Genomic DNA, 12,237 nt, shown 5'->3' with positions numbered 1-12,237 from the left:
GGCGGGCCGCGGATCGACACGACGCCCCGGAAACCTCTCGTCGCGAGGCGGCCGCTCCTCGGGACCACGGCCCGGGCGGTCCGGGCGTACCCTTGGAGGCGATGTTGAACGTGTTCAAATGGCGTCTCCAATGGGGAGGGACCGTGAAGATCGTCATTCCCGGTGGCACCGGTCAGGTCGGCACGATCCTCGATCGGGCGTTGACCGGGGCGGGGCACGATGTGGTGCTGTTGACCCGTTCACCGAGGGGTGGGCGTCAGGTTCGGTGGGACGGCTCCACGCTCGGCGGATGGGCCCGGCAGATCGACGGCAGCGATGTGGTCATCAACCTGGCCGGGCGCAGTGTGAGCTGCCGGTACACGCCGGCGAACCTCGACGCCATGATGCGCTCGCGGGTCGAGTCGACACGGGTGGTGGGCGAGGCCATCGCCGCGGCGGCCCGGCCACCCCGGGTGTGGTTGCAGATGAGCACCGCGACGATCTACGCCCACCGCTTCGACGCGGCGAACGACGAGTACGACGGTCTGATCGGCGGTGGCGAGGACGGGGTGCCCGGCTACTGGGGCTACAGCGTCGAGATCGCCCAGAACTGGGAGGCCGCGCAGGAGCGGGCGGCGACCCCCGACACGCGGAAGGTCGCGTTGCGCTCGGCCATGGTGATGAGCCCCGGCCGGGGTGGGGTGTTCGACGTGCTGAGCTGGCTCGCCCGACTCGGACTCGGCGGACCGGTGGCGGGCGGCCGGCAGTACGTCTCGTGGATCCACGACCACGACTTCGTCCGGGCCGTGGAGTTCCTGATCGACCGCGACGACCTGAGCGGCGCGGTGAACCTCGCCGCCCCCGGCGCGTTGCCGCAGGGCGAGTTCATGCGGGCGCTGCGCTCGGCGTGGCGGGTGCCGGTCGGCCTGCCGGCCACCAGGTGGATGGCCGAGGTGGGCGCGTTCGTGCTCCGGTCGGACACCGAACTGCTGTTCAAGAGCCGGCGGGTCGCCCCGGCTCGGCTCTCCGACGCCGGGTTCGCCTTCGACCATCCGCGATGGCCGGCCGCGGCGACGGACCTGGCGGCACGGCGCCGGCGAGGCTGACCGCGAGTCGATCGCCGAGGCCCCTGTCAGGCCAGCGGCACCTGCGCCGACCGGCCGCCGTCGCCGGCGGGGCGTACGCCCTCGGGGGCGGTGATCGGGGCGGCGACGATCCGGCTGGGCAGCACCGGCGCGTCCCGGCCCGTGCCGCGCCGGCCGTCGCCGCCGGACGACTGCTCGTGGTAGTCCTGCTCCACGTTCACCGACCACACGTCGTGCGTACTGCCGGTGGCGATGTTCTCCGCCGTGAGCATCGCGGTCAGCATCGAATGGTCCTGGTTGTTGTAGCGGTGCATGCCGTTGCGGCCCACCGGGTGCACGTTCGGCACCGCCTCGGCCAGCCACGCGCGAATCACGTCCACGTTGTGCTGGTAGCTCTCGTCGTACACCGGGTAGGCCTTCGGCATGCGCACGACGTAGCCGGCCTCCACCACGCCGGGCCGGACCAGACCCAACCGCTCCAGCTCCGCGGTGGCCAGCGCCACGAGGTCGGCATCCGGGGTACGCCACATCTCGTCGTCCTCGAACACGAAGTACTCCAGGCCCAGGCAGGTGCGGCCGTCCTTGACGAGGTACGGCGACCAGGACCCGAAGTTCTGGATCCGTCCCACCCGTACCCCCGGGTCGTGCACGTAGATCCAGTTGTCGGGGAAGGAGAACTCCGCGGGCACCACGAGCGCGACGGTCAGGAAGTCGCGGTAGCGCAGGTCGGCGGCGCAGGCCAGCACCTCCGGCGGCGCCGGTGGGCGCAGCGCGGTCACCAGCTCCGAGATCGGCATGGACGAGATCACGTGGTCGGCCGGCTCGGTGCGCTGCCCGCCCGCCCCGTCGACAGTCACGCTTATCGCCCGCCGCCGCTCCGGGTCGCGGTGCACGGCTGTCACCCAGGTGCCTGTCGACAGGTGCCCGCCGCGCTTGCGGACCTGTTCGGCGCAGCGTTCCCACATCATCCCGGGCCCGTACTTCGGGTACTGAAACTCCTCGATCAGGCTTGTCACGTCGGTGCGGCGGCCACCGGGCAGCAGCGCGTTGCGGATCGCCGTGGCAAGCGACAGATTCTTGATCCGCTGCGCGGCCCAGTCGGCCTGCAAGCGGTCCGCGGGCATCCCCCAGACCTTCTCCGTGTACGTCTTGAAGAAGATCGAGTACAGCCGCCACCCGAACCGGGCCGACACCCAGCCCTCGAAGTGCGACTGGTCCTTCGGCGGGCGCAGCCGGGCCCGCGCGTACGAGCCGAGGCAGCGGACCGCCTCCGGCAGTCCCAGGTTGCGCAGCGCGTTCATCGCGCTGAGCGGGTAGTTGAACAGCGCGCCCCGGTAGAAGATCCGGCTCATCCGGGGCCGGGTCAGGAAGTCCTCGTCCGGCAGGATCTCGTGCCAGAACGCCTCGACCCGGGGCACCTTCGTGAAGAACCGGTGCCCGCCGATGTCGAAGCGCCACCCGTCGCGCTCCACGGTCCGGCTGATGCCGCCGACCACCTCGTCCGCCTCGAACACCTGGACCGACCGGCCGTGCCGCAGCAGCTCGTACGCCGCCGTGAGCCCCGCCGGCCCCGCACCGATGACCACCGTGCCGTGCTGCTCGCTCATGCCGCCGTACTCCCTGATCACCTGCGATGGTTGAGGCGCGGCGCGTACCCGTTCTGCCCGGAATGTCACCTCGGGGTCGTGGTGTTTCCGCTCCGGCGGGGTGCGCGGCGGCGTACAACAACAAGGGCGGCACCCCCACGCGGCGGGTGGGTCGGGGGAAGCGGGGCGGATGCGCGGGTGGCGACGTGGCGCGGCGGCGCTGGCCTCCCGGCTGGCCGGCACCGGGCGGGCCGGGGCGCGGCTCGCCCGCCGCGTCCCGCAGCCCTGGCCGTACGTGATCGCACTGTTCGTCGGCGCGAAGCTGCTGCTCACGCTGCTCGGGCTGCTGGTGCTGCACGCCTGGGACGGCATTCCCGGCGCACCACCCGCCGACGAGGCGCTGATGTGGGCACAGCAGCGGGAGATCTCCGGGCACCGGTGGATCTCCTTCTGGTTCGCCTGGGACGCGCTGCTCTACCTGCGGCTGAGCGAGCTGCCACTGACCGGGCCGTGGCGGGATTTCGGCTTCCCGCTGCTGTACCCGTTCCTGGCCCGGCCGGTAGGCGCGCTGCTCGGCGGCGACAACGCCCTGGCCCTGCTGCTGATCAGCAACGTCGCGTTCCTGCTGGCCCTCGCCTACGGCTACCGGTTGGCCGAGCTGCTGCTCGGCGACGTGGACGCGGCCCGCCGGTTCACCAGGTACCTGGTGCTGCTGCCCACCGCATTCCTGTTCCAGGCCGCGCTCACCGAGTCGCTGTTCGTCTGTCTCGCGCTGGCCGCCTTCTACCACGCCGAACGGCGACAGTGGCTGCTCGTCGGTGTGCTCGGCTACTTCCTGGCGATGAGCCGGTCGGTCGGCCTGCTCGTCGCGCTGCCGCTGGCCCTGGTGCTGCTGCGCCAGCACGACTGGCGGCTCGGCCCGCGCGCACTGCTCGGCTACCTGCGGACCGGCTGGCCGTTGCTGCTGCTGCCCGCCGGATGGTTCACCTTCATGGCGTACTGCCGGTGGCGGGGCGGGGACTGGTTCGCCTACCAGCACGCCCAGCAGACCGGGTGGGGGATCGAGGTGCAGAACCCGGTGCCGGTGCTGCTCGACGGCCTGGCCGGGGAGCCACGCGACGCCGCGCGGGTGTGGTTCGCCGTGGCCGTGCTGGCCGTGCTGGCCGCCGGCTTCCGCCGCCGGGAGCTGGCCTACCTGGTGTACGGCGTCCTCATGGTGCTGGTGCCGCTGTCGATGGGTCCGGCGGTCTACAAGAGCCTGCTGCGGTACCTGCTGGCAGTCTTTCCGGTGGCCCTGGTGCTGGCCCGCTGGTCCCGCCGCGCCGGCGTCGACGTGTGGCTGTCCGCGGCGCTCGCCGTGACGCAGGGCGCGCTGTTCGTCCTCTGGCTCACCTACTGGACCCACATGATCATCTGATTGGGACCGCCGCCGGGCGGGCAGGATGAGCGGATGACCGAGCCACGGGTGCGCCTCGACGACCTGGGCGCCTGGCTGATCAAGGGCAACGCCGACCTGGTCGACCTCACCGGCCGGTTCGCCCGCGATCCCCTGGTGACGAGCTGGTGCGTACGCCCCGGCTACCGGGCCCGCCTGATGCGCGCCGGGCAGCCGGTGGTCTTCTGGGCCAGCGGCAGCCGCGGCCGACTGCCGTACGGGGTGTGGGGCGTCGGCCGGGTCACCGGGGAGGCCGAGCCGGGCCCACCGGGGCAGCAGTGGTCGGTGCCACTGGAGCTGCCCATCCTCGCCGAACGGGACCGGGTGCCCCGGGCGCTGCTGCGCGCCGACGACCGGCTCGCCGCCCTGGAGGTGTTCCGCCAGCCGCAGGCCGCCAACCCGTCGTACCTGACAGTTGCCCAGTTCGCCGCCCTGCGTACCCACCTGCCGGCCTGAGACCGCCCCGGCTGGCACCCGACCTCCGCCCCTGTGCGAGCCTGCTACCCGTCGTCGCACACGCACCTTCGGGGGAGGCCCGGTGTTCGCCCTGCCGCTGACCGAGGACGTCGAACTGCGCCCGCTGGACCCGTGGCGGGCCGAGGAGTTCCTCGCCAACCTGGACCGGGCTCGCGAGCACATCAGCCCGTGGGTCGCGTCCTCCTTCGTCGCCACCGACCTGCCGTCGGCCCGTGCGGTGTTGCAGCGGTACGCCGAGCGCTGGGCCAACGACAGCGGCGGCATCTGGGGCCTGTGGTGGCGCGGCACACTTGTCGGTGGCGTCATGTTCGTCTCGTTCGACGCGACCCTGGGGGTCTGCGAGGTCGGCTGCTGGGTGGAGCCGACGGCGCAGGGCAGGGGCATCGTCGCGCCGGCGGTCCGCCGGATCATCGACTGGGCGGTCCGCGAGCGCGGCATCCAGCGCGTGGAGTGGCGTACCAACGCCGACAACACCCGCAGCAAGGCCCTCGCCGGCCGGCTCGGCCTGCGCCTGGACGGCACGCTGCGCCAGCTGTACCCGGGCCCGCGGGGACGCATCGACCTGGAGGTCTGGTCGGTGCTGGCGGACGAATGGCTGGCCGCGCCCACCGGCTCGTCACCCACCGTCCACTGACGACAGCGAATTTCTGTCGTACCCGCGCGGCACCATGCATCCATGGCCGTCCCCGCGCTCACCCCACACCCCGACCCGCCGCGTTCCGTGCCGCTGCGTGAGGCGCGCACCCGGTTCGGTCAGCTCGTCGCGCTGGCCGAGCTGACCGACGCGGTAACCGTCGTCACCCGCGACGGCGATCCCCGCCCGGTCGCCGCGATCGTTCCCGCCGCAGCCGCCCGCAGCGGCGCACAGGCCCGCGCCGACGCCGACCGCCTCGCCGCGGTCACCGCCGGTTGGGCCCGCCGCCTCGACGAGCAGCACCGCCGCAGCAGCCAGCGGCACGCCGCCGAGCTGGGCGCGGTCCGCACCGCGCTCGCCGAGGTGTGGGCCGAGCTGGACCGTCGGGTCGTCCCCGGCAGCGACCCGGCGCTGGCCCGGCTGCGCGCCGCGCACAACGACCTGCTCGCCGACTGACAGGCGTCCGTCCCGCCGTCAGGCGGTGGCCGGGTAGGCGTGCGTCTCGGTCGCCTTGAGCGCCGCCCAGACCCGCTGACCGGGGGCCAGCCGTAGCTGGGCGGCGGCCGCCGGCGTCACGTCCGCGGCCACCCCGATCGGCCCGTCCAGCTGCACCCGCACGTTGTCGCCGTGCCGCTGCACGCCGACGACGGTGCCTGCCCAGGTGTTGCGAGGGCTGCCCTCGGGCCGGGCCCGATGCAGGGCCACCGACGCCGGACGGAACGCCACGAACGCCTCGCCCGCCAACCGGTCCGCGACGGCGAGCGTCAGATCCGGCGCGACGCGTACCTCGTGCCCGTCGGCAAGCCCCCGGTAGAGGTTCAACCCGACGAGTCGAGCGACGTAGTCCGTACGCGGACGGGCCGTGACGCTCGGCCCGTCACCCTCCTGCACCACCCGTCCCCCCTCCACGATGACCAGCCGGTCGGCCAGCGCGAGCGCGTCGAGCGGATCGTGGGTGACCAGCACCGTCGCACCCGGGTGCGCGGCCAGGTGCCTGTGCAGTTCCGCGCGGGTGTCCAACCGGGTGCGGGCGTCCAGCGCCGCGAGCGGTTCGTCCAGCAGCAGCAACGCCGGCGCCACGGCCAGCGCGCGGGCCAACGCCACCCGCTGCGCCTGACCGCCGGACAGCTGCCGGGGCCGACGCGACGCCTGATCGGCCAACCCCACCCGATCCAGCCAGTCCCGGGCGGTGGCCCGCGCGGCGCGTCTGTCGACGCCGTGCCGGCGCGGCCCGAAGGCCACGTTGTCGAGTGCGCTCAGGTGCGGAAACAGCAGGTAGTCCTGGAAGACCACGCCCACCGATCGCCGTTCGGTGGGCACCCAGCCGCCGGTCGCCGGCCGGTCCAGGTCGGTGCCGTCGAGCGTGACGTGCCCGGCCGAGAGGGGGTGCAGCCCGGCCAGCGCGCGCAGCGCTGTGGTCTTGCCTGCGCCGTTCGGGCCGAGCAGCGCGACCACCTCGCCGGGCGCCACCCGCAGCGGGACGTCGAGCCGGAAGGCGCCCCGGTCGACGATGATCCGGGCGTCCAGCAGCGGACTGCTCATGCGCTTGTCATCCAGCGGTCCCGCAGGGCCACCAGGATGCCCACCGACACGACGAGCAGCACCAGGCTGAGCACGATCGCGGACTCCAGGTCGGTCTCCAACGCCAGGTACACGGCGAGCGGCATGGTCTGCGTCCGACCGGGATAGTTGCCGGCGAAGGTGATGGTGGCGCCGAACTCGCCGAGCGCCCGCGCCCAGCAGAGCACCGCCCCGGCGGCCAGCCCCGGCGCCACCAGCGGCAGCGTGACATGGGTGAAGGTGGTCCACCGGCCGGCGCCCAGCGTGGCCGCCGCCTCCTCGTAGCGGTGGTCCGCCGCCCGGAGCGCACCCTCCACCGCGATGACCAGGAACGGCATGGCGACGAACGACTCGGCAAGCACCACACCGGCGGTGGTGAACGGCAGCGTGACGCCGAACGTGACGTCCAGCCAGCCACCGAGCAGCCCGCGCCTGCCGAAGACCAGCAGCAGCGCCACGCCACCCACCACGGGCGGCAGCACCAGCGGCACGGTGACCAGAGCGCGGACCAACCGCCGGCCGGGGAACTCGACCCGCGCCAGCAGCCACGCCAGTGGCACCCCGAGCAGCAGGCAGAACGCGGTGGCCAGCGTCGCGGTCTGCACCGACAACCGCAGCGCGGTCAGGGCGCCCGGCTCGGTGAGCCGCTGCGGCAACGTCGTCCACGGCGCCCGGAGCACCAGCCCGGTCAGCGGCAGGACGAGAAAGAGCAACCCCAACCCGGCCGGGATCAGCAACGCCGCCGGAACGCGTCCCCGCCGCCGGGGCACGGCGGTGCCGAGGGCCCGACTCACGGCGCCTGGAAGCCGGCCTCGGCGAGGACCGCCTGGGCCGACGCCGAGCGGACGTACGCGACGAAGGCGCGGGCGCCGGCCCGGTTCGGCGCGTCCTTCAGCGCGACGATGGGATAGTCGTTGACCGCCCGCGCCGACTCGGGAAACTCGACACCAGTCACGTCGGCGCTCGCCGCCCGCGCGTCCGTGCGGTAGACCAGGGCCGCGTCGACCTCACCGAGCTTCACCTTGGCCAGCGCGCCCCTGACGTCCTGCTCCAGGGTCACCGGGGTCAGCGCGACGCCTGCCGCGTCGAAGGCCGACCGCGCCGCCGCGCCGCAGGGCACCTGGCCGGCGCAGAGCGCCACCTTCACCCCCGGGCGGGTCAGGTCGGCCAGCCCGGTGACCCCGGCCGGGTTGCCCCGGGGCACCGCGATCACCAGTTGGTTGCGCGCGAAGACGCCCGGAGTGCCGTCGGCGTTGCCGGCCTCGGTCACCGTCGTCATGTTCCTCGGCGCGGCCGAGGCGAAGACGTCCGCCGGCGCGCCCTGGTTGATCTGGTTGGCCAGGGCGGAACTGCCGGCCAGGTTGAGGGTGACCGTGGTGCCCGGATTGGCGGCCTCGAAGTCCCTGCCGATCCGGGTGAACGACTCCGTCAGCGACGCGGCGGCGAACACCGTCACCGCGCCGGTGACCCGACCGTCCGCTCCGTCGGCCCCCGGGTCGTCGCCACCGCCGCAGCCGACCGCCGCCAGCACGGCGAACGCCGCCACGGCGGCCAGGAGCGTCCGCCCACCCGGCCCGGTCATTCCCCGACCCCCGGCCTGGCCGGGGCGGCCCGCTCCACAAGCACGGTGGTCGACTTGATGACCGCGACCGCCACCGACCCCACCCGCAGGTCCAGGTCGTCGACGGCCTCCCGGCTCATCAACGACACCACCCGGAACGGGCCGGCCTGGATGTCGACCTGGGCCATCACCGTGTCCTTACGGACGTCCACGACGATGCCGCGCAGCCGGTTGCGGGCGGAGGAGAACCCGGCGCCCGCGCCCGGGTCGGCTGCCTGGGCGCGGGCGAAGGCGGCCAGATCGACGCCCTCGATGATCCGATGACCGTGGCCGTCGCGCCCGGCGGGCAGCCGCCCCGCGTCCACCCAGCGGCGGATCGTGTCGGCGCTGACGCCGAGCAACTCGGCCGCCGCGCCGATCCGGAAAGTCGTCACCGGCCCACCTTAGCCCTCGCATCCGCGAGGGCCTGAGGCCCGGTCGAGCCGCATCCACAGGGGAATACGGGCGAAGTGCTTTGCACATGCGACGACCTTTCCGAAGGGTCTACTCCCCGCCGGGCGGAGGTCTCAGCAGTTGCGCATTTCGGGGGACTGGTTGAGCAACTGGCCGCGGGTCGACACGAAGCGCCGGTACCGCTCCCCGTCGACCGCCGACGGGCGGAACGCGGCGACCCGGTGGCAGTTCTGGAAGGCCAGGCGTACGCCGAAGTGCCGTTCCAGGCCGGCGCGGATGGCGTCGCTCGCGAGCGCCCGCAGCAGTTGTCCCCGGTCCTCGTCGGTGGGCGGCGGGATGACGTTGTCGGCCACGTCGGCGTCACCGGATTCCAGGTCGGCCACCACACGGCTGACGGTGGCCCAGGCGTACGGCAGGGAATCGCGGACGCAGGCGACGAACGCCTCGTCGTCGACGGGGCCGCGTTCGGCGGCGTCGAGCAGGGCGGGCGGGACGGTGAGTGACATGATTCTCCTCAGCTTCAAGCTAATGGTTACCGTTTTCATTAACGGCGTCGGAGTGAGCACACCACGTCGTGGGGACGACGTCAACGACGACGGCGCGGCGGGTTCCGGGCCGCGCGGTGAACAGGCAGATCAGGGACGCCGGGGGTGACCCTTGAGGTGTCGACCCAGCTCGCGGGCGATCTCGCGGTTGGCGTCCCGCTCGGCGAGCGTCTGCCGCTTGTCGTAGGAGCGCTTGCCCTTGGCCAGGGCCAGCTCGACCTTGGCGTACCCGTTCTCGAAGTACATCGACAGCGGCACCAGCGTCACGCCACCCTCGCGGACCTTGTCCAGGATCCGGTCGATCTCCGCTCGGTGCAGCAGCAGCTTGCGGTTGCGCCGGGGAGCGTGGTTCGTCCACGTGCCGTACGCGTACTCGGCGATGTGCAGGCCGTACAGCACGATCTCGCCGTCGCGTTCGTGCGCGAACGCGTCCACCAGCGAGGCCCGCCCCTCACGCAGCGACTTCACCTCGGTGCCGACCAGCACGATGCCCGCCTCGTAGGTGCGCAGCACCGTGTACTCGTGCCGGGCCTTCTTGTTCGAGGCGATCAACCGGCGGTCGGGCTGCTTGGACGGGCTCACCCGGCGACGATATCCGCCCCGGCGTCAGCCGGTCACCGGGTGGTCGTGCGCAGCCTCCCCACCAACTCCCGTACCGCGTCGGCGAACGCCTCCTGCGACTCGCACGGCCAGTGCCCCATGATCGGCGGTGGCACGCTGTCGCTGGGCGGCGCCACCACGTCCTCCGGGTCGGTCAACCGGCGGTCGACAGTCGCCGCGGGCCCGGTCAGCTTCTCCACCTCGCCGGGCCGGTGCGACGCGAAGATCCAGCCGCCGATCGGGTCGGTGTCCCGCCACAGGTTGAGCCACCGCCAGCCGACCCGCTCACCGATCTCGCGCAACGCCGCGTCGTCGGCGTACGCGGGGAACAGCCGCGAGTACAGCCGGCCCAGCGGAGACCCGTAGGTCAGCAACGCGACCCGGTCGGTGATCCGGGGCGGGAGTTGCAGCACCGTCGCGGCGAGCAGCACCGAGCCGTGACTGTGCCCGGCGAGCAGGACCCGATGACCCTGCTCGACCAGGTAGGAGATGCGTTTGGTCAGCTCCGGCACGGCCCGCTCGGCGTAGCAGGGAGGCGCGAAGGGGTGCGCGCCCCGGGGCCAGAAGGTGCCCAGGTCCCACAGCACGCCCACGTACCGGCGGAACCCGGCCGTCCGGTACGCGAAGAGACCGCCGATCACCAGCCAGAGGAGAAGCCCGGCGATCACGTAGCTGCCCGAGTCGATCAGGAAGCTGACCATCTTCTCGGGCACCCCGACGGAGCGCTGCGCCGCGTCCCCGGGGTAGAGCTGGATCAGACCGAGCACGCTCGTGGCCAGACCGAGCGCGGCCAGCACGGCATACACCACCGCGAGCGGTTCCAGCCGTTCGGTGAACCGGGCGCGGGCCACGGCCTGCTCCACCCGCCGCAGCCGGTCCGCCGCCTCCGGCGGCGCGTGCGGGAAGTCGGCGGCCACGATCGCCCGAGCGGCCCGCCGTCGCCCCGGCGCGGTCAGCACGGTAAGCGCGGCGGCCACCACCAGGGCGCTCAGCACGGCGAGGAAAAAACCGAAGATCGCCCACGTGTACGGCAGGGGAGGGCTGGTGGCCATCCGGTCCGCGGTCGTCCCCTCGCGGTCGAGCAGGTCCGCGACCCGGTAGACCAGTTCCGCGGCGAAGGCCACGGCGAGGCCGGCGGCGATGGTGACGAAGACAGGTGCACCCAGCGCCCGTATCGCCGCCTTGCGCTGCCCGTCGCCGCGCCGCCAGAGCACCTCCACGGCCAAGGCGGCGACAAGCACGGTCTGGCTCACGAACAGCCAGGCCACGAGCGCGCCGTAGCCGGGCAGCGCGCCGCGCTGCGGCCATGGAGCCGGACTGATGACGACGTGCACGATCACCAGGATGGTGAGGCCGCAGGCGATCGTGCGCAGCCCCCGGGTGGCGCCGTCCACGCCCGGCGCCGCCCCCGGCCGGTCGATGCTCGGCACCACGCTCAGCAGGAGCACACAGGCCACCAGTACCGCCCCGGTGGCCACCACCAGCACCACCATCACCCGCGAGGCGTGCTGACTGGCCCGCGCCGTGAGCAGGCTGGCGTCGAGTGTGGCGAACGCCGCCGCCACGTGCACCGACCGCAGCCGTCCCACCAGGGGTGCGCCGTCCCACTGACCGACGGCGCTCAGCCGGTGCTTCGAGGCCTGCGGCGGGGCGTTGGTACGGAACGCGTCGAACTGGTGGCTGGGTCGGGCGCCCAGCCACCAGACGAGTCCGATGGCGGCGACCGGCACCAGCGCCAGCACGCCCAGGCGAATACCGACCGGACGCCCGCCGAGCCAGGACAGCGAACTCCTGCCGGCGAGGCAGGACGGCATGCCCATGCAGCGCCAGGCGATCAGGTCCAGCGCCACCCCGACGATGGAGAGCACGTAGAGCATCGTGAGGGTGAGGGCGAGCACGCGGCACAGCGCCATGAAGCCGTACTTCGCCGACGGGTTCGCCGGGCGCATCCAGAGCGCCACGTTGCACAGCATGAACGGCAGCAGGAACACAAGCGACAGCGTCCGCGCGGCCGTGCCGGACGGCAGCTCGCTCCAGCGGTACGCCTCGAGCGTCACACCGTCGGTCCCGGTCGAGTCGGGGTAGCCCGGACGCGGCCGGTAGAACCCGCCACTGCGGTCACCGGCGACCTGGTACACGTACGGCCTGTTCAACACCCGGTCCGCGCCGGCCCCGGAGACACCGTGCACGCGCAGCTCCACGATCCCGTCCGACGACGTCGCCGGTCCGGTCGGCGCCGAGTCCGCCATGGGCCCCCCGAGGTGTGCGGCAACCGGACGGCCGTCAGCCGCCCGCACGGCTCCGCCGCTTACCCGGGTTGTC

The 12,237-nt window shown here is 73.1% G+C and carries 13 protein-coding genes; 5 read left to right on the top strand and 8 right to left on the bottom strand.

Features of this window, described 5'->3' with window-relative positions; translation table 11 throughout:
• The first annotated feature begins 143 nt into the window (after window positions 1-143).
• The gene (locus ACZ6N8_RS17610) at window positions 144-1,085 is read left to right on the top strand and encodes an epimerase (RefSeq protein ID WP_466011085.1); all 942 of its coding nucleotides are present in this window, start codon (window positions 144-146) and stop codon (window positions 1,083-1,085) included.
• A 26-nt stretch (window positions 1,086-1,111) separates the two neighbouring features.
• Here ACZ6N8_RS17610 and ACZ6N8_RS17605 read toward each other — a convergent pair whose 3' ends face one another.
• Window positions 1,112-2,671, bottom strand: a complete 1,560-nt coding sequence (locus ACZ6N8_RS17605) for an NAD(P)/FAD-dependent oxidoreductase (protein WP_466011083.1) — start codon at window positions 2,669-2,671, stop codon at window positions 1,112-1,114.
• A gap of 169 nt (window positions 2,672-2,840) precedes the next feature.
• Between ACZ6N8_RS17605 and ACZ6N8_RS17600 the strand changes: the two genes are divergently transcribed.
• From ACZ6N8_RS17600 to ACZ6N8_RS17585, 4 genes are all read left to right on the top strand, one after another.
• Window positions 2,841-4,067 carry a hypothetical protein gene (locus ACZ6N8_RS17600; RefSeq protein ID WP_466011082.1) on the top strand — a complete coding sequence of 409 codons (1,227 nt, stop codon included), beginning with the start codon at window positions 2,841-2,843 and terminating at the stop codon, window positions 4,065-4,067.
• A gap of 33 nt (window positions 4,068-4,100) precedes the next feature.
• On the top strand, window positions 4,101-4,541 hold the full coding sequence (locus tag ACZ6N8_RS17595; protein ID WP_364364328.1) for an EVE domain-containing protein: 441 nt from the start codon (window positions 4,101-4,103) through the stop codon (window positions 4,539-4,541).
• Window positions 4,542-4,623: 82 nt separating this feature from the next.
• Window positions 4,624-5,196, top strand: a complete 573-nt coding sequence (locus ACZ6N8_RS17590; RefSeq protein ID WP_466011080.1) for a GNAT family N-acetyltransferase — start codon at window positions 4,624-4,626, stop codon at window positions 5,194-5,196.
• Window positions 5,197-5,238: 42 nt separating this feature from the next.
• Window positions 5,239-5,652, top strand: a complete 414-nt coding sequence (locus ACZ6N8_RS17585) for a type II toxin-antitoxin system Phd/YefM family antitoxin (protein ID WP_466011078.1) — start codon at window positions 5,239-5,241, stop codon at window positions 5,650-5,652.
• Between the two features lie 18 nt (window positions 5,653-5,670).
• On the opposite strand, the gene ACZ6N8_RS17580 is transcribed toward ACZ6N8_RS17585, so the two are convergent.
• The 7 genes from ACZ6N8_RS17580 to ACZ6N8_RS17550 all read right to left on the bottom strand — a co-directional run bounded on the left by ACZ6N8_RS17580 (window position 5,671) and on the right by ACZ6N8_RS17550 (window position 12,164).
• On the bottom strand, window positions 5,671-6,738 hold the full coding sequence (locus tag ACZ6N8_RS17580; RefSeq protein ID WP_466011076.1) for an ABC transporter ATP-binding protein: 1,068 nt from the start codon (window positions 6,736-6,738) through the stop codon (window positions 5,671-5,673).
• On the bottom strand, window positions 6,735-7,550 hold the full coding sequence (locus ACZ6N8_RS17575) for an ABC transporter permease (RefSeq protein ID WP_466011075.1): 816 nt from the start codon (window positions 7,548-7,550) through the stop codon (window positions 6,735-6,737). Before ACZ6N8_RS17575 ends, ACZ6N8_RS17580 begins: the two co-directional genes overlap by 4 nt.
• Complete coding sequence (modA, locus tag ACZ6N8_RS17570) at window positions 7,547-8,338, bottom strand: molybdate ABC transporter substrate-binding protein (RefSeq protein WP_466011073.1); 792 nt, start codon at window positions 8,336-8,338, stop codon at window positions 7,547-7,549. Before modA ends, ACZ6N8_RS17575 begins: the two co-directional genes overlap by 4 nt.
• Window positions 8,335-8,751 carry a TOBE domain-containing protein gene (locus ACZ6N8_RS17565; RefSeq protein WP_466011071.1) on the bottom strand — a complete coding sequence of 139 codons (417 nt, stop codon included), beginning with the start codon at window positions 8,749-8,751 and terminating at the stop codon, window positions 8,335-8,337. The genes modA and ACZ6N8_RS17565 overlap by 4 nt, the downstream gene beginning before the upstream one ends.
• A gap of 132 nt (window positions 8,752-8,883) precedes the next feature.
• Complete coding sequence (locus tag ACZ6N8_RS17560; protein ID WP_466011070.1) at window positions 8,884-9,276, bottom strand: SCO5389 family protein; 393 nt, start codon at window positions 9,274-9,276, stop codon at window positions 8,884-8,886.
• Between the two features lie 129 nt (window positions 9,277-9,405).
• Window positions 9,406-9,897 carry an SsrA-binding protein SmpB gene (smpB, locus tag ACZ6N8_RS17555; RefSeq protein WP_139586031.1) on the bottom strand — a complete coding sequence of 164 codons (492 nt, stop codon included), beginning with the start codon at window positions 9,895-9,897 and terminating at the stop codon, window positions 9,406-9,408.
• Window positions 9,898-9,929: 32 nt separating this feature from the next.
• A complete protein-coding gene (locus ACZ6N8_RS17550) occupies window positions 9,930-12,164 on the bottom strand; it encodes a hypothetical protein (protein WP_466011068.1) in 2,235 nt (744 codons plus the stop codon).
• Between the last annotated feature and the right edge of the window lie 73 nt (window positions 12,165-12,237).

The sequence above is a fragment of the Micromonospora sp. NPDC047521 genome (genome assembly GCF_055587305.1).
Note: the sequence above shows the minus strand (reverse complement) of the source record. Positions and strands in the feature narration are given on the sequence as shown.